The organism is Amycolatopsis sp. 3B14 (genome assembly GCF_050958625.1).
GTDB lineage: Bacteria > Actinomycetota > Actinomycetes > Mycobacteriales > Pseudonocardiaceae > Amycolatopsis_E > Amycolatopsis_E thermoflava.
Window position 1 is genome coordinate 17068 of the sequence record NZ_JBHZEN010000039.1, and the last position, 20094, is coordinate 37161.

A 20094-nucleotide genomic window follows, 5' to 3' on the forward strand; every position below is an offset into this window, starting at 1 on the left:
AGCAGTGGTAACCGGATGTGGAGGTAACGAGCTTGCGGATCCTCGGGATCAACGCGGTGTTCCACGATCCGGCCGCCGCCCTCGTGGTGGACGGCCGGGTGGTCGCCGCCGCCGAGGAGGAGCGGTTCACCCGCCGCAAGCACGGCAAGCGCCCGGTCCCGTTCGCCACCTGGGAACTCCCCGAGCAGGCCGCCCGCTGGTGCCTGGCCCAGGCCGGCCTGGAGCCCGGGGACCTGGACGCCGTCGGCTACTCCTATGACCCGGACCTGGTCGACCACGGCCTCGACGGCGTCGACCCGGGCTGGGAGGAGCTGCGCACCACGTACGCGCGCCGCGCCCCGAACTTCCTGAAGACCGCGCTGCCCGGCCTCGACCCGGCGAAGGTGCGGTTCGTCCGCCACCACGTCGCGCACGCCGCGTCCAGCGGCCTGGCCGCGCCGTTCGGCGACGCCGCCGTGCTGGTCGCGGACGGCCGCGGCGAGGCGACGTCCTACCTGGCAGGCGAGTACCGCGACGGCAAGCTGGTCGAGCTGGCCGCGCAACGGCTGCCGCACTCGCTCGGCCTGCGTTACGAGGACCTCACCGAGCACCTCGGGTTCGCGCGCTCCAGCGACGAGTACAAGGTGATGGCCCTTGCCTCGTACGGGAAACCGCGGTTCCGCGACCAGCTGTGCGAAGCGATCGCCGCGTCGCCGGACGGCGGTTTCCGCGCCCCACCGGTGGATCTGACCCGGTTCGCGCCGCGGCGGGAACCCGGCGCGGACTTCCGGCCCGAGCACGCCGACCTCGCGGCCAGCGTGCAGCAGCGGCTCGAAGAGGTCCTGCTCGACCTGCTGCGCTGGCTGCACGCCCGGACCGGGCAGTCCAGGCTCACGATGGCCGGCGGCATCGCGCTGAACTGCGTGGCCAACACCCGGCTGCTCGCCGACGGCCCGTTCGACGAGATCTGGGTGCAGCCCGCCGCGGGCGACGCGGGCACGGCTCTCGGCGCCGCCCTGCACCTCGCCGCGGAACTGGGCGAACCGGCCGCCCCGATGCCGGGCGCCGACCTCGGGCGGGGCTTCACCGAGGCCGAGATCCAGCAGGCGCTCGACACCGCCCGGCTGCGCTACGACCGGCCGGACGACCTCGCCGCCACCGTGGCCAAGGCGCTCGCCGACGACGAGATCGTGGCCTGGTTCCAGGGCCGTGCCGAGTTCGGCCCGCGCGCGCTGGGGCACCGCTCGCTGCTCGCGCACCCCGGCCACCGGCGCAACCTGGAACGCCTCAACGACGTCAAGGGCCGCGAGCAGTTCCGCCCGGTCGCGCCGATGGTCCTCGCCGACCGCGCGCGGGAGCTGTTCGAGCGTGGCCCCGTGCCCAGTCCGCACATGCTGTTCGTGCACGACGTCCGTCCGGAGTGGAGGGACCGCATCCCGGCGGTGACCCATGTGGACGGTACCGCGCGGATCCAGACGGTGGACCCGGCGAGCGAGCCGCTGGTCGCGCGGATGCTCGGAGAATTCGCCGCCCGGACCGGGATCCCCGTCGTCGTCAACACCAGTCTCAACACCGCGGGCCGCCCGATGGTCGACTCGCCGCGCGACGCGCTGGAGTGCTTCGGCTCCAGCCCCATCGACCTGCTCGCCATCGGCCCGTTCGTGGTCCGGAGGCCGGCATGACGGCCTACACCGTGGTTGTCCCGACGACCGGCCGGGACAGCCTCCGGGCTCTGCTGTCCGCGCTCGGCCACGGCATCGGGCCGGGCCCGGCGGAGGTCATCGTCGTCGACGACCGCCCCGAACCCGGCGACCTGCCCCTGCCCGACACCAACCTGAAGGTGCGCGTGCTGCGCTCCGGCGGCCGCGGCCCGGCCGCGGCGCGCAACGTGGGCTGGCGTGCCGCGGACACCGAGTGGATCGCGTTCCTCGACGACGACGTCCGCACCACCGCCGACTGGCCGTCGCGGCTGGTGACCGACCTGGAGTCGCTGGCCGCCGACGTGGCGGCCTCGCAGGGCCGGATCGTGGTGCCCGGCCCGACCGGCGGCCGCCGCCCCACCGACCTGGAACGGGACACCGCGGGGCTCGCCACCGCGGAGTGGATCACCGCGGACATGGCCTACCGGCGCGCGGTTCTCGCCGCCGTGGGCGGTTTCGACGAGCGGTTCCCGCGGGCCTTCCGCGAGGACGCCGACCTCGCGCTGCGCGTCCGGCAGGCCGGGTGGCGGCTGGAGCACGGCACCCGCCGGACACTGCACCCCGCACGGCACGGCGGTTTCTTCGCCAGCGTGCGCGCGCAGCGGGGCAACGCCGACAACGCGCTGATGCGCCGCAAATTCGGTCCACAGTGGAGGGAGCTGTCCGCCGCAGGCCCCGGCCGTCTCGGCCGCCACGCGCTCACCACCGTCAGCGGCGCGGCCGCGCTCGCGTTCGCCGCCGCCCGCCGCAACACGCCGGCCGCGTTCGCGGGCCTCGCCTGGCTGGGCCTCACCGCGGAGTTCGCGCTGCGCCGCATCCTGCCCGGGCCGAAGACGGCGGACGAGCTGGCGAAGATGGCCGTCACGAGCGTGCTGATCCCGCCCGTCGCGGTGGGCCACCGGCTCGCCGGCGAGGTGCGGGTGCGCCGTCCGCGCCCGGTCGCCAAGGCGATCCTGTTCGACCGCGACGACACCCTCATCCACGACGAGCCCTACAACAACGACCCGGACAAGGTCCGCCCCGTGCCCGGCGCCGAGGACGTGCTGCGCCGCCTGCGCGCCGCCGGCGTCCCGGTGGGCGTGGTGAGCAACCAGTCCGGTGTGGCCCGCGGGCTGATCACCCGGGACGAGCTGGCCGCGGTGAACGCCCGCGTCGAGGAGCTGCTCGGGCCGTTCGGCACCTGGCAGGTGTGCGTGCACGCCGACGGCGACGGCTGCTGCTGCCGCAAGCCCAAGCCCGGCCTGGTGACGCGCGCCGCGCTGGCACTGGGGGTGCGGCCCGAGGACTGCGTGGTCATCGGGGACATCGGCGCCGACATCGAGGCCGCCCGCGCCGCGGGCGCGCGCGCTGTCCTCGTGCCGACCCCGCGCACGCGGGCCGCGGAGATCGAAGCCGCGCGGCGGGACGCGCACGTGGCGGGTGACCTGGCCGAGGCGGTCGGGCTGGCGATGGGGGACCGGAAGTGGTGAGGTCACGGGTTGTGGTGGCGCGGCTGGACAACGCGGGCGACGTCCTGCTGTCCGGGCCGCTGGTGCGCGCGGTCGCGGCGGAGGCCGACACGGTCACGTTCCTGGCCGGGCCGCACGGGCGCGCGGCCGCCGAACTGCTGCCCGGCGTCGACGAGGTGGTCGAGTGGTGCGCCCCGTGGATCGACCCGCAGCCCCCCGCGGCGACCCCCGCCCACCTGGCCGCGTTGCGCGCCCACATCCGCGCCGCGCAACCGGACGCGGCGCTGATCGTCACGTCGTTCCACCAGTCGCCGCTGCCGCTCGCGCTGGTCCTGCGCGAGTGCGGGGTGCCGTGGATCGGCGCGATCTGCGAGGACTACCCGGGGTCGCTGCTGGACCTGCGGCACCGCGTCGAGGGCGACCCGCCGGAGGCCGAACGCGCCCTGTCGCTGGCGCGGGCCGCCGGGTTCGAGCTGCCGCCCGGCGACGACGGGCGGCTGGCCGTGCGCGAGCCCCTGCCGGACGTGTCCGGCCTGGTCGGCGAACCGGGCTACGTCGTGGTGCACCCGGCGGCCTCGGTGCCCGCCCGGCAGTACCCCGCCGAGCACAACGCGGAGGTCGTCCGGCTGCTCGCCGAATCCGGGTACCGGGTCGTCGTCACCGGCGGCCCGTCCGAACGCGATCTGACCGCCCGGGTCGCCGGTGACCACGGCCTGGACCTGGCGGGGCAGACCGACCTGCACGGCCTCGCCGCCGTGCTCGCCGGGGCGCGCGTGACCGTCGCCCCGAACACCGGGCCCGCGCACCTCGCCGCGGCCGTCGGCACCCCCGTGGTGTCGCTGTTCGCGCCGGTGGTGCCTGCCGCGCGGTGGGCGCCCCACGGCGTGCCGCTCGTCCTGCTCGGCGATCAGGACGCGCCCTGCCGCGACACCCGGGCCCGGACCTGTCCGGTGCCCGGCCACCCGTGCCTGGACCGGGTTCCGCCCGAGGAAGTCCTGCGGGCCGTGGAGAAACTAGGAGGTGCAGCGTGATCGAAGAGCGGTTCGCGGCGTTGGCCGCGACCATGCGGGACCTGACCGCGCTGGCGCCGAGGATCGAGGCGTGGGGTCGTCACCTCGCCGAGGTGCTCGGCGCCGGCGGACGGCTGCTCGCCTGCGGCAACGGCGGCAGCGCCGCTGAGGCCCAGCACCTGACCGGCGAGCTGGTCGGCCGGTTCGTCAACGACCGGCAGCCGCTGTCGGCGATCGCCCTGCACGCCGACACCTCGGCGGCCACCGCGATCGTGAACGACTACGGCGACCAGGAGGTGTTCGCCCGGCAGGTGCGCGCGCACGGCCGTCCCGGCGACGTGCTGGTGGCGCTGTCCACCAGCGGCCGCAGCCAGAACGTGTGCGCCGCGGCCAAGACAGCGCACGAACTGGGCATCACGACGTGGGCGCTGACCGGCCCCGGCCCGAACGCGCTGTCCTCGGTCAGCGACGACGCGGTGATGATCGACGCGCCGAGCACCGGCACCGTGCAGGAGGCGCACCTCGCGGTGATCCACGGCCTGTGCGCCGCGCTGGACGAGGCGCTGGGAGTGCCCTCGTGACCGGCCCGCTGGTGGTGGTCGGCGACACGCTGCTCGACATCGACGTGGACGGCAACGCCGACCGGCTGTGCCCGGAGGCGCCGGTGCCGGTCGTCGACGTCGGCCGCGAATGGCACCGTCCCGGCGGCGCCGGGCTCGCCGCCCGACTTGCCGCCCGGTCCGCGGCGGACGTCGTGCTGGTCACGGCGCTCGGCGCGGACGAGGGCGGGGCGCGGCTGGCCCGGCTGCTGGCCGGCGAGGTCGAGCTGTGCACGCTGCCGCTGGAGGGCGAGACGGTCCGCAAGACCCGCATCCGCGCGGCCGGGCAGTCCGTCGTGCGGCTGGACCACGGCGACGGGCGCGCCGCGCACGAGCCGCTGGACGAGCGCACGGTGGCGGTGCTGCGTGCGGCGTCCGCGATCCTCGTCGCCGACTACGGGCGCGGCGTGGCGAGCCACCCGCGGATCCGGGAGCTGCTGGCCGCGACCGAGGCGCCGGTGGTGTGGGACCCGCACCCGCGGGGTGGCCCGCCGGTGCCCGGCGCCGCGCTCGTCACGCCCAACGACAGCGAGGCCGCCAAGTTCGCCGGAGTTGCCGGCACGCCCGGGGAGCTGGCCGAGCGGCTGCGGGCGGAGTGGGCGGCCGAGGCCGTCGCCGTGACCGTCGGCTCGAAGGGCGCCGTCCTCGCCGACGGCACCGGCACGCGGACCATCCCGGTGCCCAACGCCGCGCGCGTCCCGGCGAGCGTCCGGCCCGACACCTGCGGCGCGGGCGACCGGTTCGCCAGCGCCGTCACCGCGGCCCTTTTCGAGGGCGCCGCGCTGCCCAACGCCGTCGCGTCGGCGGTCGAGTCGGCGGCCCGGTTCGTCGCCGCAGGCGCGGCCACCGCGCTGTCCGAGCCCGCCGAGCCGATCCGCCCGCCCGAGGGGCTGACCGGCGTCGAGCTGGCCGAGCGGGTCCGGCGCCGCGGGGGCCGGGTCGTCGCCACCGGCGGGTGCTTCGACATCCTGCACCCCGGTCACGTGACGCTGCTGCGGCGCGCCCGCGAGCTGGGCGACGCGCTGATCGTGTGCGTCAACTCCGATGAGTCGGTGCGCAGGCTGAAGGGACCGGGCCGGCCGGTCGTGACCGCCGCCGACCGGGTGCGCGTGCTCAGCGCGCTGGAGTCCGTCGACGCCGTCGTGGTGTTCGAGGAGTCCTCGCCGGTCGAGGTGCTGCGCACGCTGCGGCCCGACGTCTGGGTCAAGGGCGGCGACTACGAGGGCGCCGACCTGCCCGAGGCCGACGTCATCCGCGAGAACGGCGGCAAGGTCGTGCTCGTGCCGACCGTCGAGGGCTACTCCACCACGCGGCTCATCGAGACCGTGTCCAACGGATAGAAGGGAAGACATGGCTGCATCGCCAGGCAAGGTGCTGATCACCGGGGGCGCGTCCGGGCTGGGCGCGGCGACCGTCAAGGCGGTCGCGGACGCCGGCGGGACCCCGCTGGTGCTCGACCGCAAACCCCCGGCCGCCGGCGTGCCCTACGTGCCGGTCGACCTCACCGATACGGCCGAGACCGAGCGGGCCGTCGCGGAGCTGGCCGGGCAAGCCGGCGGGCTGGACGCGGTGTTCACCGCCGCGGGCATCGACTTCCCCGGCAAGCTGACCGATGTGTCCACAGAGGACTGGGAGCGCGTCGTCAAGGTCAACCTGTTCGGCACCGCCGCGGTGGTGCGCGCCGCGCTGCCGTACCTGGAGCGCTCGCGCGGCAAGGTCGTCACCGTGGCGTCCACCCTCGGCATCAAGGCGGTCAGCGACGCCACCGCCTACTGCGCCTCGAAGTGGGGCGTCGTCGGTTTCACCCGCGCGCTGGCCGCGGAGACCGCGGGCCGCATCGGCGTCACCATGCTGGTGCCCGGCGGCATGCACACGGCGTTCTTCGACTCCCGCGACGAGCAGTACAAGCCGCCTGCGGACGCGAAACTGAACAACCCGGAGAACGTGGCGCAGACCGTGTTGTTCGCGTTGTCCCAGCCGGCCGGCTGCGAGGTGCGCGAACTGGTCGTCGCGCACTCGGAGGAGGGCTCCTGGCCGTGACCGGCGACGTCCTGGTGCTGCGGGCGCTCGGGATGGGCGACCTCCTGGTCGCCGTCCCGGCGCTGCGCGGCCTGCGGGCCGCGTTCCCGGACGCGCGGATCACCCTCGCCGCGCCCGCGGCGCTGGACGAGCTGGCCGCCCTCACCGGCGCGGTCGACCGGGTGCTTCCCACGACCGGTCTCGGCGCGCTGCGCTGGACCGGCGCGCCGCCCGCCCTGGCGGTCAACCTGCACGGCAGCGGCCCGGAGAGCGTGACGGATCTGCTGGCCACGCGGCCGGACCGGCTGTTGACCCACCGGCACCCGGACTTCCCGGATCTGGACGGCCCGGACTGGCGCGAGGACCAGCACGAGGCGTTGCGCTGGTGCCGGATGCTCACGTTCTACGACATCGCGGCCGACCGGCACGACCTCGGGCTGGCCCGGCCCGAGGTGCCGAGCCCGGCGGCGGACGCGGTCGTCGTGCACCCCGGCGCGGCGTTCGGGTCGCGGCGCTGGCCGCCCCGGCGCTTCGCCGAGGTGGCGCGCGAGTTCTCCCGCGCTGGTCACCGTGTCGTGGTGACCGGTAGCGCCGCGGAACGGGACCTCGCGGGAGACCTCGCGGCCGCCGCCGGCCTCGGCGGCGACGCGGTGCTGGCCGGGCGCACCGGGCTGACCGAGCTGGCCGCCCTCGTGGCCGGGGCGCGGCTGGTGATCAGCGGCGACACCGGCGTCGGCCACCTGGCCACCGCCTACGGCACCCCGTCGGTGCTGCTGTTCGGCCCGACCCCGCCGTGGCGGTGGGGGCCGCCGCCGGGCACCGAGGACCGGCACGTCGTGCTGTGGGCGGGGGAGGAGGGCGACCCGTTCGCCGGCACGCCGGCCGCCGGGCTGCTGCGGATCACCGTCGACGAGGTCGTCGCCGCGGGCCGGAAGGTGCTGCGGCCGGTGGCGGAGGTGTGACGTGGCCGCCGTCGGGGTCGCCGGGGCCGGCTACGTCGGCCTGACGACCGCCGCCTGCCTCGCCGGCCTGGGCCACGACGTGGTGTGCGCCGAGGTCGATCAGTCCAAAGTAGACGAGCTGTCCCGTGGCGAGGTTTCGCTGGGGGAGCCGGACCTGGCCCCGCTGGTGCGGGACGAGCTGGCCGCCGGGCGGCTGCGGTTCACTGCGGACCCCGGCGCGCTGGACGGCCGGGAGTTCGTGTTCGCCTGCGTGCCCACCCCGGCGGGCCCCGACGGGGCGGCCGATCTCGGCGCGGTCGAGGCCGTGCTCACGGCGCTGCACCCGGGCCCGCGCACCGTGCTGGTGGTCAAGTCGACCGTGCCGGTGGGCACCTGCGCCCGCATCGCGGAGACCGCCGGGATCCCGGTGGTGAGCAACCCGGAGTTCCTGCGCGAAGGCCATGCCGTGCACGACTTCCGCCACCCGGACCGGATCGTGCTCGGTGGCGAGGAGCCCGCGGTGACGCGGGTCGCCGCGCTGTACGCGGACCTGGGCGCGCCGGTGGTGCGCACCGACCACGCCAGCGCCGAACTGGGCAAGTACGCGAGTAACGCGTTCCTGGCCCTGAAGCTGTCGTACGTGAACCTGCTGGCCCGGCTGTGCGAGCGCACCGGCGCCGACATCGACGCCGTCACCCGCGCGATGAGCCTCGACGAGCGGATCGGGCCGCACTTCCTGCACCCCGGCCCCGGCTGGGGCGGGTCGTGCCTGCCCAAGGACACCAGGGCGCTGGTCGCCACGGGCGCCGCGGCCGGGGTGGACCTGACCGTCCTGCGGGCCGCGATCGAGGCGAACGACCGCCAGCACGACCACGTCGTCGCGCGGGTCCGGGAGGCCGCGGGCGGGCGGCTGGACGGGGTGCGGATCGGCCTGTTCGGGCTGACGTTCAAGGCGGGGACCCACGACCTGCGGGACTCGCCCGCGCTGGCCGTGGCCGGCCGGCTCGCCGCGGCGGGCGCCGTGCTGACCGGCTACGACCCTGGCGTGACCGGCGACCAGGCCGGGCCTGTCCAGCGCGTGGACGACCCGGTCCTGGCCGCCAAGGGCGCGCGAGTGCTGATCGTGCTGACCGAGTGGCCGGAGTTCGGCGGGCTCGACTGGAGCCAGCTGGCGGCCGTCGCCGAGGGCGACGCCGTGGTGGACACCCGGGGCGTGCTCGATCCCGCGGCGCTGCGGGGGAGCGGGCTGCGCTGCCTGCGGCTCGGGCACCCGGCGTGACGGTCAGTGGGCGACCGGCGCGCCCTGCGTGAGGTGGCGCGTGGCCACGGTGACGCTCGGGAAGAGCGGCAGCTGTTCGTGCAGGCCGGTGACCTCCAGCGGGCGGATGACCACGCGGTGGCTGCCTGCCAGCGCCCAGCGCACGGAGCGCCCTGCGGCGGCCTCGTCGGCGTCGACCAGGGCCTGCAGGCCCGCCGAGCCGAGGAACGTAATCGATTCGAGGTCGACGATGAACGTGCGGCCGTCGTCGACGCAGCCGGTCAGGAAGGCGCGCAGCGCGGGCGCCGCGGCGAGGTCGAGTTCACCGGTGAGGCGGGCCAGCCGGATCCCGTCGGCGCCGTCGGTGAGGTCGATGCGGAGTTCGTGAGCTTCGTACACGGGAGTCTCCCCGGGTCGTGGTGAGCACAGCGGGGAAGCCCACACACACGTCCAAGAATCCGAAGAGTCGAAATTCGAAAGCGCAAGGGCCGGGTGTGTCCTTCCCCGGCACGGCTGGTCACTCAACCGCTCCCCACCGACCGTACGGACCAGCGAGCCGCGTTGGCAACCCGGGTCATCCGGTTAGCGATGTTCCGGGTGGGTATCCGGTGCTCGTCGGCACGACGGCGAGCCGTTCGCGGCCGCCGCCAGGGTCGTCTCGTGGTGGGTGCGCCGGCGGTGCGGGACAGCGGTGGTCCGCACCGCCGGTCCGCGGCTCACCGCACGGTCGCCCACACCGTCTTGCCGCCGGCGGGCTCCCGGTCGCACCCCCACTGCTCGGAGGTCTGCGCGACCAGCAGCAGCCCGAGGCCCGGCGGGTGACCGCTTTCCCGGATGACCGCCTCGCGCGGGTCGTCGTCGGTGACCTTGACCGTCAGCTGGTCCCCCTTCAGCTGGTCTCGGTGCAGCTCCAGGCCGAGCCGGGGCGTCGCGCGGGTGTGCCGCAGCGTGTTCTCCACCAGCTCCGTGGCGATCACGACCGCGTCCGGCGCCAGCCCGGGCACCCGCCACTTCGCGCACACCTCGGTGGTGAACCGGCGCGCCCGCCGCGCCGCGTCCAGTGTCCTGGGCAGCCTCAGCTCCGTACTGCGGCGCATCGCGCTCCCAACCGTCGCGGACGGAACGGGACATACCCGGTGGCCGGGGCCCGAAACCCGCGCCGTTTTGCCCCGGTCGGGCACGGGTACCCGGCCGGTCATGGACGAGCAGTCGTTGCTGCGCACGCTGACCAAGGTGGTCACCACGCTGACGGCTCGGGAGATCCCGTTCACCGTGTCCGGCGGCTGCGCGGTCTACGCCAGGGGCGGTCCGCCGTCCGACCACGACGTCGACGTCTTCCTCAAGGAGGAGGACGTGCCCGCCGCGCGTGCGGCGCTCGTCGCGGAGGGCATGCGGCCGGAGGACCCGCCGGAGGACTGGCTCAGCAAGGTCTGGGACGGCGACGTGCTGGTCGACCTGATCTTCCGGCCCAACTACCGCGCCGTCACCGACGAGACGCTGAGCCGCTCCGACGTGATGCGCGTCGGCCCGACCATGGCGCCGGTCCTGAACGGCACCGACATCATGGTCGACAAGCTGCTCGTCCTCGACGCGCACCGCTGCGATTTCGCCCCGCTCCTGCACATCGCCCGCGACCTGCGGGAACAGGTGGACTGGGAGCGCGTGGCGAAGGAGACCGGCGAGTCCCCGTACGCGCAGGCGTTCCTGACGCTGCTGGACTCGCTGGACGTCGTCGAGCTCGAAGGAACCGCGTGATGACAGCCGAGCAGGAGACACCCCAGTACCGCGCGGCCCACCTGCGCCGCGCGCTGGCCGAGGACCCCCGGACCGCCGAGATGGGCGTCCGGGTCAACGTCCGCGGCGACGACGTGCACCTGTCCGGGGAGGTGACCTGCGACGAGCGGCGCGCCGAGCTGGAGAACGTGCTGCACGAGGCCGCGCCCGGCCTGCGGGTGCACAACGACGTGCGGGTGGCCGACACCCGCGAACCGGCCCGGAGGGAGGACCTGCGGTGATCCGCGTGGCGGCGGTCGGGGACGTCCACCTCGGCGAGGACGCGCGGGGCCTGCTGCGCCCCGCACTGGAACACCTCGGCGACCTGGCCGACGTGCTGCTGCTGGCCGGCGACCTGACCCGGCACGGCGCGCTGGAGGAGGCCGAGGTGGTCGCCGACGAGTTCAGCGGCCTGGACCGGCCGGTCGTGGCCGTGCTGGGCAACCACGACTACCACAGCGACCGGCAGGACGAGATCACGAAGCTGCTGTCCGACCACGGCATCCAGGTGCTGGAGGGCGCCTCGACCCGGGTGGAGGTCGACGGGCAGACCCTCGGCGTCGCCGGGGTGAAGGGCTTCGGCGGCGGGTTCGCGGGCAAGTGCGCCAGCGCGTTCGGCGAGCGGGAGATGAAGGCGTTCGTCGAACACAGCATCGAACGGGCGGACGCGCTGCGCCGCGCGATGATGGAACTCGACGACGTCGACTACCGCGTCGCGCTCACCCACTACTCACCCATCCCGGAGACGCTGCGCGGCGAGCCGCCGGAGATCTACCCGTTCCTCGGCGCCTACCAGCTGGGCGAGGTCATCGACGAATGCGGCGCCGACCTGGCCCTGCACGGCCACGCGCACTTCGGCTGCGAGCAGGGCGTGACCCCGGGCGGGGTGCGGGTGCGCAACGTCGCACAGCCGGTCATCCGCAGCGCCTACGCCACCTACGGGTTAGGGTCTTGATTCACCGATGTGATCCGGAGCACTCTGGGTTCGTCCACTCGGCACCCGGGGAGGGCGCATGACGGAGCTGAAGGCACGTCCCATCGTCCTGGGCAACCGGTACGAACTGCCGGCCAGGCACCGCAGGGGCAACCTGCTGGTGAAGATGGCGAAGACGACCGATCACAAGCTGATCGGCCAGATGTACCTGTACACGTCGCTGGGCTTCTTCGTCGTCGGTGGGTCGCTCGCGCTGCTGATGCGGGGCGAGCTGGCGCGGCCCGGGATGCAGTTCCTGTCGCCGGAGCAGTACAACCAGCTGTTCACCATGCACGGCGCCATCATGCTGCTGCTCTACGCGACGCCGAACGTGTTCGCCTTCGCCAACCTGATCCTGCCGCTGCAGATCGGCTCCCCGGACGTGGCGTTCCCGCGGCTGAACGCGTTCTCCTACTGGCTGTTCCTGTTCGGCGGCTCGATCGTGCTGTCCTCGTTCCTCACCCCGGGCGGGGCCGCGGACTTCGGCTGGACGGCCTACACCCCGCTGTCCGACGCGATGCACTCGCCCGGCATCGGCGGCAACCTGTGGATCACGGGCCTGATCGTCTCCGGTCTGGGCACCATCCTCGGCGCGGTCAACATGCTGACCACGATCGTCACCCTGCGCTGCCCGGGCATGACCATGTGGCGGATGCCGATCTTCACCTGGAACATCCTGTTCACCAGCGTGCTGGTGCTCGCGGTGTTCCCGATCCTGACCGCGGCGCTGTTCGGGCTGCTCGCCGACCGGCTGATCGGGGCGCACGCGTTCGACCCGGCCGTCGGCGGGGCGATCCTGTGGCAGCACCTGTTCTGGTTCTTCGGCCATCCCGAGGTCTACATCATCGCGCTGCCCTACTTCGGGATCATCACCGAGATCGTCCCGGTGTTCAGCCGGAAACCGCTGTTCGGCTACCGGCTGATGGTGTTCGCGACGATGGGCATCACGGCGTTGTCGTTCGTGGTGTGGGCGCACCACATGTTCGCCACCGGCGCGGTGCTGCTGCCGTTCTTCTCGATCATGACGTTCTTCATCGCGATCCCCACCGGCATCAAGTTCTTCAACTGGATCGGCACGATGTGGAAGGGGCAGCTCACCTTCGAGACGCCGATGCTGTGGTCGGTGGGGTTCATGGTCACGTTCCTGCTCGGCGGGCTGACCGGCGTCATCCTCGCCTCACCGCCGCTGGACTTCCACATCACCGACAGCTACTTCGTGGTGGCGCACTTCCACTACGTGCTGTTCGGCACGATCGTGTTCGCCACCTTCGCCGGCGTGTACTTCTGGTTCCCCAAGATGACCGGGCGGATGCTCGACGAGAGACTCGGCAAGCTGCACTTCTGGACCACGTTCGTCGGGTTCCACACGACGTTCCTGGTGCAGCACTGGCTCGGTGACATGGGCATGCCGCGCCGCTACGCCGACTACCTGGACAGCGACGGGTTCACCGTGCTGAACACGATCTCCACGATCGGCGCGTTCATCCTGGGCGCCTCGATGCTGCCGTTCATCTACAACGTGGTGCGCAGCTACCGGTTCGGGGATCCGGTCGAAGTGGACGATCCGTGGGGTTACGGCAACTCGCTGGAGTGGGCGACCTCGTGCCCGCCGCCGCGGCACAACTTCCTGGAGCTGCCCCGGATCCGGTCCGAACGGCCCGCGTTCGAGCTGCACTACCCGCACCTGGTGGAGCGGCTGCACGAAGAAGGACACATCACCCTCACCGGGAAGACCGTCCCGCACTCCGAGGCGTCGAAGACGCCGTCGGAGAAGGCCACCGAGGAGCTCAGCGAGGGCAGCTCGCCCACCGCGCACGATTAGCGCTCTCCGCCCGGGGGTAGCCGGACTACGAGCTACCCCAAGGGAGGCGAGGCATGACTGAGAGCACGGGCCGCGGCTCGACCGCGGTCGACGACCGCTCGATCGGGCAGCTCGTCCAGGACATGTCGCAGCAGGTCCAGCGGCTGGTCCGGGACGAGATGCGGCTGGCGGCCGAGGAGCTGCGGCGGAAGGGCAAGCGCGCCGGGACCGGCGCGGGCCTGGCCGGCGCGGCCGGGATGCTCGCGCTGTTCGGGGCGGCGACGCTGGTCGCCGCCGCGGTGCTGGCGCTGGCCCTGGTGGTGCCCGGGTGGGCCGCCGCGCTGATCGTCGGCGGCGCGCTGCTGCTGATCGGCGGGGTGGCCGGGCTGGCAGGCAAGAAGCAGCTGTCGGCGGCGGTGCCGCCGGTGCCGCAGGAGGCGGCGTCCGGGGTGCCCAAGGACGTGGCGGCCCTGCGGGAGGGGGTGCGCCGATGACCACGAAGAAGGACACCTTCCCGCACGACGCCGAACAGGCGCGGCTCGACCTCGAACTGACCCGCCAGGAGCTCGGCGAGACCGCCGAGGCCCTGGCCGGGAAGGTGCGGGAGACCGCGCACACGACACAGCGGATCGCGCTCGGCACCGGTGCCGGGATCGGGATCCTGGCGCTGGTCTTCGTGATCGTGCGAAGGCTGACCGCCCGGAGGTGACACGATGGCGACGCAGTCGCATGTGGACGAAGCACTGTGGGACGAGTTCCACCGCGTGGTGAACATGACCTCGCGCGAGCTGGGGGACTGGCTGCGGGTCCGCTCGGCCGGCACGGACAGCGAGGAGCTGCCGGACCAGTCGGGCACGAAGACCGGGCAGCACGTCCTGGAGATCCTCGGCAAGCGCCGGACGGACCTCACCGAGGACGACGAGCGCGTGATGCGCAAGGTGGTGGACAGGGTGCACGCCGAACGGCGGGACGACCTGGAGCCGACGGCAGGCCAGGAGAACTGGCGCCACCGGCTGATGACGATCGGGCACGACCCGTTGAAAGGGGCCGGCTGATGGAACGCGGCAGTGAGAAGCACAGCGCGCGCGAGGACGACGCGATGAAGGCCGAACTGCGCGGCACGTTGCAGGGCAACCGGTCCAGCCGCGCCGAGGAGTGGCGCGACCCGGAGCCGCCGGCGGACGACGACCCGGACGTCCCCCTGGCCGGCGAACGGCCCGAGGGGCAGTAAGGGGAAGCGAGCGGCCCGTGGTGTTGTCGGGGAGGGGGCACCACGGGCCGTTCCGCGTTCCCGCCCGCGTCAGGCGATCCGGCGGTGCCGCTTGGCTGGTGGATGGCCCGAGGGGGCGGAAGGGGAAGTTCGTGGTGTTGTCCGGGAGGGGCAGCGCGGGCTGTTGCGCGTTCCCGCCCCGCCGACGACGACCCGGACGTCCCCCTGGCCGGCGAACGGCCCGAGGGGGCAGTAAGGGGAAGCGAGCGGCCCGTGGTGTTGTCGGGGAGGGGGCACCACGGGCCGTTCCGCGTTCCCGCCCGCGTCAGGCGATCCGGCGGTGCCGCTTGACTGGTGAATGGCGCGAGGGGCGGTAGGGGAAGTTCGTGGTGTTGTCCGGGAGGGGGCACCACGGGCCGTTCCGCGTGCCGGCCCGCGTCAGGCGTACAGCTTCTTCGCGTACTCCGGGCCGTAGTAGCGCTCGAGTTCCGCCAGTGACGCGTCCGGCTGCTCCAGCGTCTTGGCGATCACCGCGCGCGGGGCCATCTCCTCCGGCGCCCAGGTGTCCGCCTGCCACAGCCGCGACCGCAGGAACGCCTTCGAGCAGTGGTGGAACACCTCGTCGATCTCGACCAGGATCGCCAGCCGCGGCCGGTGCCCCTCCACGACCATCTCGTCGAAGAACGGCGCGTCCCGCACCAGCCGTGCCCGGCCGTTGATCCGCAGCGTGTCGCCCCGGCCGGGGATGAAGTACAGCAGCCCGACGTGCGGGTTGGCGAGGATGTTGCGGAACCCGTCGGCGCGCCGGTTGCCCGGCCGCTCCGGCACGGCGATCGTGCGGTCGTCGAGCACCACCGTGAACCCGGCCGGATCGCCCTTGGGGGAGACGTCGCAGCGGCCGGCCGCGTCGGACGTGGCGATCAGGCAGAACGGCGACAGCGCGAGCCACTGCCGGTCCAGCTCGTGCAGCGCCGCCCGCTGCTTGTGCAGCACCCGCGGCAGCGGGTGCCCGATCAGCTCCCGCAGCTCGTCCTCGTCCGACACCTCGGTCACCCCAGTGAGATCCATGCCCGCAGGTTATCGGTCATCCGGGGAACCGCTCGAGCGCCACGTCCAGCAGCGTCTCCACGATCCGGCACCGGCGCACCGCCGCCGACGGGCACGTCGCCGACCATCACCTGACGGGAGTTCCGGCGCGGCGCGGGCACCTGCGGCACGTCCAGCGGCACCGCGGTCACGGCTTCCTCCGCACGGCCGTCGGCAGCGTGAAGTGGATGGTCTCGCGGGTGGTCTCCCGTTCGCCGACGGTGAGCGGGCCGAGGCCGCCGAGCGCGGCGACCACGGAGTCGACCAGCCCCGGCGGCGCCGACGCGCCCGCGGTGAGCCCGATCCGCTCCACCCCGGACAGCCATTCGGGCCGCACGTCCCGCGCGTCGTCGATCAGGTGGGCCGGCGTGCCCGCCCGCTCGGCGAGTTCGACGAGGCGCAGCGAGTTCGACGAGTTCCGCGACCCCACCACCAGCACCAGGTCGCTGTCCCTGGCGACCGAGCGCAGCGCGTCCTGCCGGTTGGTGGTGGCGTAGCAGATGTCGTCGGAGGCCGGGCCGCGCAACGCGGGGAAGCGCCGTCGCAGCTCGGCGAGCACGTCGGCGGTCTCGTCGACGCTGAGAGTGGTCTGCGTCAGGTAGGTGACGCGGTCCGGGTCCGGCACCCGCACCCGGCGGGCCTCCTCGACCGACTGCACGAGCACGGTCCGCTCGGGCGCCTCGCCGAGGGTGCCCTCGACCTCCTCGTGCCCGGCATGTCCGATCAGCAGGACGGTGTCGCCCTGCCCGGCGAAGCGGCGCGCCTCGGCGTGCACCTTGGTGACGAGTGGGCAGGTGGCGTCGACGACCTTGAGGCGGCGGCGGTCCGCCTCGGCGCGCACGGCGGGGGAGACGCCGTGCGCGGAGAACACGACGGTCGCTCCCCGCGGCACGGCGTCCAGTTCGTCGACGAACACCGCGCCCCGCGCGCGGAGGTCGCCGACGACGTGGCGGTTGTGCACGATCTCCTTGCGCACGTAGATCGGACCGCCGCGCTGGGCGAGGAGGCGTTCGACGATCTCGATGGCCCGTTCGACGCCCGCGCAGAACGACCGCGGCGCGGCGAGCAGCACCGACCGGGGCCGCCCGGCGACGGCGAGCACCGAGGCCATCGCGGCGCTCACGGCGGCCGCGAGTGTGGAGGAGGCCTGCCCGGTGGCCGCGACGCCCAGCCCGGCCGGCCCGCGCGCCGCAGGGAGCACGGCACGCAGGGCGACCGCAGCGGCGTGGTCGGTGTCGACGTAGAGGGGCCCGCGGGCGGTGGCGATCCCGCGGCGCCGGAGCTCGCCTTCGAGCAACCCCGCGCCGGGACAGCGGACCGACGGACGATCCGGCCAGAGCAACTCGTCGGCGACGAGGACCTCCCCGGGAGCCGGCCGGCCCGGATGATGCGCGGCGAGGATGCTCTGCGCTGCGGTGAACGACATGGTTTTCTCCCGTTCCAGGTGGGGTTGGTCCTCTCGGGCGGTTCGGCGTGCTGGCGAGGGCTTCGGGCGGCCTGCGGGCGCGCCTCGCTCCGCGGGGTGGCTTCTGGCGGTGTGGCTGGGCTTCGCGGATGGCGGCCCGCGCAGCGGGCGCAACCGGCCCGCCCCTGATGTGGCGGCCTGGCGGCCATTCCGCCGCGGAGTCAGTCCCGCAGGGGCGGCTGCGCCCGGGCCGGGTTCGCCCCGGGCGCGCCCGTCGGCGAGCCGCCGCTCCCGGTCACACCCGCTCCGCGGGTGCCCGGGGCGCGGCCCGCCGAGCCCCGCCCCCGGCATCCACTCCCGGCCACACCCGCTCCGCGGGTGGTCAGCCGCTACCCGCTCCGCTACCCGCTCCGCTACCCGCTCCGCGGGTGGTCGGTCCAGGCCACCGCCGCCGGTTATCTGTCCCGGTCCGCGAGCAGTGCCGCCAGCGCCTCCAGCTCCGCGGCGCCCCGCGGGTCCGGCACCGCGGCTTTCAGGTGCTCCCGAGCCCGCTCCAGCAGCGCCGCCGCCTCGGTGCGGGTCCACTCCCGGCCACCGGCCTGGTCGACCAGCCGCGCGGCCCGCACCAGGTCCGCCCCGGCCGGCTCACCCGGCGCCGCGTACAGGGACGCCAGCTCCCGGCCCGCCGCCGTCCCCGAGGTCAGCGCCGCCACCACCGGCAGCGACTTCTTCCGGTTGCGCAGGTCCGAGAACACCGGCTTCCCGGTCGCCGCCGGGTCGCCCCAGATCCCGAGCAGGTCGTCGACCATCTGGAACGCCAGCCCGGCCGCCTCCCCGAACCGCCGCAGGTGCGCGACCTGCTCGGACGAGCCGCCGCCGAGCAACCCGCCCAGCGCGCACGCGCACCCCAGCAGCGCCCCGGTCTTGCCCTCCGCCATCAGACGGCACTCGTCCAGCCCGACGTCGGCACGCTGCTCGAACGCCAGGTCCGCGCCCTGGCCCTCGATCAGGTCCTGCACCGCCGCACCGAGCATCCGCAACGCCTCCCGCGCCGCCGGGTGACCGCTCGCCGCCAGCACGTCCGACGCCGCGACCAGCAGGCTGTCCCCGGCCAGGATCGCCGGCCCCGGGCCGAACAGCTTCCACACCGTCGGCCGGTGCCGCCGCGTCTCGTCGCCGTCCATGACGTCGTCGTGCAGCAGCGAGAAGTTGTGCACCAGCTCGACGGCGACCGCGCCGGGCAGCGCCGGCCCCCACTCGCCGACCGCCCGCGCCGCCGCCAGCACCAGCGCCGGCCGCACCGCCTTGCCGCCGCCCCCGCTCGCCGGCGCGCCCGTCTCGTCCGCCCACCCGAAGTGGTAGGCGACCAGCGGCCGCATCGACTCCGGCAGCCGCGCCACCGCCGCCCGCAACGCCGGGTCCACGCATCCGCGGCTCCACGCCAGGAGGTCCCGCGCCGTCCGCGCCCCGGCCACCGTCTCCGTCACCGTCCGACCTCCACGTGCTCGAGCACGCCCAGCGCGTCCGGCACCAGCACCGCGACCGAGAAGTACGCCGTGACGAGGTAGGACACGATGGCGCGCGGGTCGATCCCCATGAACCGCACGGTCACGCCGGGCTCGACCTCGTCCGGCAGCCCGGTCTGGCGCAGCCCGATCACGCCCTGGCTGTCCACACCGGTCCGCATCGCGAGGATCGACGTCGTCCCGGTCCGCGACACCGGGATCTTGTCGCTGGGAAAGATCGGCACCCCGCGCCACGTGGACACCACATGACCGTCCACTTCGGTGCTTTCCGTCGCGATCCCCCGCGCCGAGCACTGCCGCCCGAACGCCGCGATCGCCTTGGGGTGCGCCAGGAACAGCTTCGTCTTGCGGCGGCGGCACAACAGCTCGTCCAGGTCGTCCGGGGTGGGCGGCCCGGTGCGGGTGTGCAGGCGCTGGCTGAGATCGGCGTTGTTGAGCAAGCCGAACTCGGCGTTGTTGAGCAGCTCGGACTCCTGCCGCTCGCGCAGCGCCTCCAGCGCCACCCGCAGCTGCTGCTGCGTCTGGTCCATCGGCTGGTTGTAGAGGTCGGCCACGCGGGTGTGCACCCGCAGGACCGTCTGCGCCACCCCGAGTTCGTACTCGCGGGGGCTGAGGTCGTAGTCGACGAACGTGGCCGGCAGCGCGGGTTCGCCGGTGTGCCCGGACGCCAGCTCGATGTTCGCCTCGCCGTGCTTGTTCTGCGCCAGCTGCGAACTCCGCCGCAGCCCGTCCACATGCGACCGAAGCTCCGGGGAGGTGTCCAGCAAAGCCAGCACTTCCCGCTGCGGCAGGGCGAGCACGGTCACCGGCGTCTCCGCCCGGACGCCGTACGCCCACCGTTCCGGCGACTCGGCGAGCACCTGCTGCCCGAGGTAGTCGCCGTCGGCGAGCACCCCGAGCGTCACCGGGTCGCCGTAGTCGCCGCGGCCGACCTTGGTCACCTTGCCGTGCGCTACGAGCAGCGCCTCGCCGGTCGGCGCGCCCGCGGTGACGATCGTTTCCCCGGCCCGGTACTCGCGCTGCTCGAACCGGTCGGCCAGCGCGGTCAGGACGAGCTGGTCGCCGAAACCGCGGAACAACGGCAGTTCGGCCAGGCTGGCCGGCACCACCCGGACGCGGCCCGCCTCGACGGTGAACGCCACCCGGCCCTGCCCGGCGACGCACGTCAGCCGACGGTTGACCCGGTAGGTGCCCGCTTCGGTCTCCTCCCACGGCAGCAGGCTCAGCAGCCACCGGCTGGTGACCGCCTGGTTCTGCGGCACGGACTTGGTGGTGCTGGCCAGTTTGCGGGCCGCCGCCGTGCCCAGGCTCAGCCGGGTTTCGGTGTGCTGGAAGGTCTGCAGGGTTACGGTCAACGGACCCAACC

At 74.0% G+C, this 20094-nt stretch carries 22 protein-coding genes; 16 read left to right on the top strand and 6 right to left on the bottom strand.

From position 1 onward, the window contains the following. Positions 1-32 precede the first annotated feature (32 nt). Genes ACCP09_RS21555 through ACCP09_RS21590 form a run of 8 tightly spaced genes read left to right on the top strand, consistent with a single transcriptional unit; the run spans position 33 to position 8975 of the window. Positions 33-1661, top strand: a complete 1629-nt coding sequence (locus tag ACCP09_RS21555) for a carbamoyltransferase family protein (RefSeq protein ID WP_433749479.1) — start codon at positions 33-35, stop codon at positions 1659-1661. After that, positions 1658-3148, top strand: a complete 1491-nt coding sequence (locus ACCP09_RS21560) for an HAD-IIIA family hydrolase (protein ID WP_027930835.1) — start codon at positions 1658-1660, stop codon at positions 3146-3148. The genes ACCP09_RS21555 and ACCP09_RS21560 overlap by 4 nt, the downstream gene beginning before the upstream one ends. After that, the gene (locus tag ACCP09_RS21565; RefSeq protein ID WP_433749482.1) at positions 3145-4158 is read left to right on the top strand and encodes a glycosyltransferase family 9 protein; all 1014 of its coding nucleotides are present in this window, start codon (positions 3145-3147) and stop codon (positions 4156-4158) included. Before ACCP09_RS21560 ends, ACCP09_RS21565 begins: the two co-directional genes overlap by 4 nt. After that, the gene (locus tag ACCP09_RS21570) at positions 4155-4718 is read left to right on the top strand and encodes a D-sedoheptulose-7-phosphate isomerase (RefSeq protein ID WP_027930833.1); all 564 of its coding nucleotides are present in this window, start codon (positions 4155-4157) and stop codon (positions 4716-4718) included. Before ACCP09_RS21565 ends, ACCP09_RS21570 begins: the two co-directional genes overlap by 4 nt. Further along, on the top strand, positions 4715-6076 hold the full coding sequence (gene rfaE2, locus ACCP09_RS21575) for a D-glycero-beta-D-manno-heptose 1-phosphate adenylyltransferase (protein ID WP_433749485.1): 1362 nt from the start codon (positions 4715-4717) through the stop codon (positions 6074-6076). The genes ACCP09_RS21570 and rfaE2 overlap by 4 nt, the downstream gene beginning before the upstream one ends. Before the next feature lie 10 nt (positions 6077-6086). Beyond that, positions 6087-6776 (top strand): SDR family oxidoreductase, encoded by a 690-nt coding sequence (locus ACCP09_RS21580; protein ID WP_123682695.1) that lies wholly within the window; start codon positions 6087-6089, stop codon positions 6774-6776. Further along, a complete protein-coding gene (locus tag ACCP09_RS21585) occupies positions 6773-7717 on the top strand; it encodes a glycosyltransferase family 9 protein (RefSeq protein ID WP_433749488.1) in 945 nt (314 codons plus the stop codon). The genes ACCP09_RS21580 and ACCP09_RS21585 overlap by 4 nt, the downstream gene beginning before the upstream one ends. Position 7718: 1 nt before the next feature. Next, positions 7719-8975, top strand: a complete 1257-nt coding sequence (locus ACCP09_RS21590) for a UDP-glucose dehydrogenase family protein (RefSeq protein ID WP_433749491.1) — start codon at positions 7719-7721, stop codon at positions 8973-8975. Between the two features lie 3 nt (positions 8976-8978). Here the strand turns inward: ACCP09_RS21590 and ACCP09_RS21595 are convergent, their stop codons facing one another. Further along, positions 8979-9353, bottom strand: coding sequence for an STAS domain-containing protein (locus tag ACCP09_RS21595; RefSeq protein ID WP_431902226.1), 375 nt, complete (start codon positions 9351-9353; stop codon positions 8979-8981). 317 nt (positions 9354-9670) lie between these two features. Next, on the bottom strand, positions 9671-10051 hold the full coding sequence (locus ACCP09_RS21600) for an ATP-binding protein (RefSeq protein ID WP_027930827.1): 381 nt from the start codon (positions 10049-10051) through the stop codon (positions 9671-9673). Positions 10052-10151: 100 nt separating this feature from the next. On the opposite strand from ACCP09_RS21600, the gene ACCP09_RS21605 reads away from it, so the two are divergent. Genes ACCP09_RS21605 through ACCP09_RS21640 form a run of 8 tightly spaced genes read left to right on the top strand, consistent with a single transcriptional unit; the run spans position 10152 to position 14732 of the window. Then, positions 10152-10709: a hypothetical protein gene (locus ACCP09_RS21605; RefSeq protein WP_123682690.1), complete on the top strand. Its 558-nt coding sequence runs from the start codon at positions 10152-10154 to the stop codon at positions 10707-10709. Beyond that, positions 10709-10969, top strand: a complete 261-nt coding sequence (locus tag ACCP09_RS21610; RefSeq protein ID WP_123682689.1) for a BON domain-containing protein — start codon at positions 10709-10711, stop codon at positions 10967-10969. Before ACCP09_RS21605 ends, ACCP09_RS21610 begins: the two co-directional genes overlap by 1 nt. Then, positions 10966-11682, top strand: coding sequence for a metallophosphoesterase family protein (locus ACCP09_RS21615; RefSeq protein WP_027930824.1), 717 nt, complete (start codon positions 10966-10968; stop codon positions 11680-11682). The genes ACCP09_RS21610 and ACCP09_RS21615 overlap by 4 nt, the downstream gene beginning before the upstream one ends. A 58-nt stretch (positions 11683-11740) precedes the next feature. Then, positions 11741-13522 (top strand): aa3-type cytochrome oxidase subunit I, encoded by a 1782-nt coding sequence (gene ctaD / locus ACCP09_RS21620; RefSeq protein WP_027930823.1) that lies wholly within the window; start codon positions 11741-11743, stop codon positions 13520-13522. A gap of 53 nt (positions 13523-13575) precedes the next feature. After that, positions 13576-13995 (top strand): phage holin family protein, encoded by a 420-nt coding sequence (locus tag ACCP09_RS21625; protein WP_027930822.1) that lies wholly within the window; start codon positions 13576-13578, stop codon positions 13993-13995. Next, positions 13992-14210, top strand: coding sequence for a DUF3618 domain-containing protein (locus ACCP09_RS21630; protein ID WP_027930821.1), 219 nt, complete (start codon positions 13992-13994; stop codon positions 14208-14210). The genes ACCP09_RS21625 and ACCP09_RS21630 overlap by 4 nt, the downstream gene beginning before the upstream one ends. 4 nt (positions 14211-14214) lie before the next feature. Continuing rightward, positions 14215-14556 carry a DUF3140 domain-containing protein gene (locus ACCP09_RS21635; RefSeq protein ID WP_017981901.1) on the top strand — a complete coding sequence of 114 codons (342 nt, stop codon included), beginning with the start codon at positions 14215-14217 and terminating at the stop codon, positions 14554-14556. Then, positions 14556-14732: a hypothetical protein gene (locus ACCP09_RS21640; RefSeq protein ID WP_167344585.1), complete on the top strand. Its 177-nt coding sequence runs from the start codon at positions 14556-14558 to the stop codon at positions 14730-14732. The genes ACCP09_RS21635 and ACCP09_RS21640 overlap by 1 nt, the downstream gene beginning before the upstream one ends. Positions 14733-15149: 417 nt before the next feature. Here the strand turns inward: ACCP09_RS21640 and ACCP09_RS21645 are convergent, their stop codons facing one another. From ACCP09_RS21645 to ACCP09_RS21660, 4 genes are all read right to left on the bottom strand, one after another. Further along, positions 15150-15779, bottom strand: coding sequence for a pyridoxamine 5'-phosphate oxidase family protein (locus ACCP09_RS21645; RefSeq protein ID WP_433749500.1), 630 nt, complete (start codon positions 15777-15779; stop codon positions 15150-15152). Positions 15780-15945: 166 nt separating this feature from the next. Then, positions 15946-17223, bottom strand: coding sequence for a 4-hydroxy-3-methylbut-2-enyl diphosphate reductase (locus ACCP09_RS21650; RefSeq protein ID WP_378365781.1), 1278 nt, complete (start codon positions 17221-17223; stop codon positions 15946-15948). Positions 17224-17657: 434 nt separating this feature from the next. Beyond that, positions 17658-18689 (bottom strand): family 2 encapsulin nanocompartment cargo protein polyprenyl transferase, encoded by a 1032-nt coding sequence (locus ACCP09_RS21655; RefSeq protein ID WP_433749503.1) that lies wholly within the window; start codon positions 18687-18689, stop codon positions 17658-17660. After that, on the bottom strand, positions 18686-20083 hold the full coding sequence (locus tag ACCP09_RS21660) for a family 2B encapsulin nanocompartment shell protein (RefSeq protein ID WP_433749506.1): 1398 nt from the start codon (positions 20081-20083) through the stop codon (positions 18686-18688). The genes ACCP09_RS21655 and ACCP09_RS21660 overlap by 4 nt, the downstream gene beginning before the upstream one ends. Positions 20084-20094: the final 11 nt, after the last annotated feature.

Excerpts from the sequence above, each read along its gene's own strand:
- ACCP09_RS21560 (WP_027930835.1), top strand. The coding sequence starts at position 1,658 with ATGACGGCCTACACCGTGGTTGTCCCGACGACCGGCCGGGACAGCCTC.
- ACCP09_RS21580 (WP_123682695.1), top strand. The coding sequence starts at position 6,087 with ATGGCTGCATCGCCAGGCAAGGTGCTGATCACCGGGGGCGCGTCCGGG.
- ACCP09_RS21600 (WP_027930827.1), bottom strand. The coding sequence starts at position 10,051 with ATGCGCCGCAGTACGGAGCTGAGGCTGCCCAGGACACTGGACGCGGCG.
- ACCP09_RS21605 (WP_123682690.1), top strand. The coding sequence starts at position 10,152 with ATGGACGAGCAGTCGTTGCTGCGCACGCTGACCAAGGTGGTCACCACG.
- ACCP09_RS21610 (WP_123682689.1), top strand. The coding sequence starts at position 10,709 with ATGACAGCCGAGCAGGAGACACCCCAGTACCGCGCGGCCCACCTGCGC.
- ctaD (WP_027930823.1), top strand. The coding sequence starts at position 11,741 with ATGACGGAGCTGAAGGCACGTCCCATCGTCCTGGGCAACCGGTACGAA.
- ACCP09_RS21625 (WP_027930822.1), top strand. The coding sequence starts at position 13,576 with ATGACTGAGAGCACGGGCCGCGGCTCGACCGCGGTCGACGACCGCTCG.
- ACCP09_RS21630 (WP_027930821.1), top strand. The coding sequence starts at position 13,992 with ATGACCACGAAGAAGGACACCTTCCCGCACGACGCCGAACAGGCGCGG.
- ACCP09_RS21635 (WP_017981901.1), top strand. The coding sequence starts at position 14,215 with ATGGCGACGCAGTCGCATGTGGACGAAGCACTGTGGGACGAGTTCCAC.
- ACCP09_RS21640 (WP_167344585.1), top strand. The coding sequence starts at position 14,556 with ATGGAACGCGGCAGTGAGAAGCACAGCGCGCGCGAGGACGACGCGATG.
- ACCP09_RS21645 (WP_433749500.1), bottom strand. The coding sequence starts at position 15,779 with ATGGATCTCACTGGGGTGACCGAGGTGTCGGACGAGGACGAGCTGCGG.
- ACCP09_RS21650 (WP_378365781.1), bottom strand. The coding sequence starts at position 17,223 with ATGTCGTTCACCGCAGCGCAGAGCATCCTCGCCGCGCATCATCCGGGC.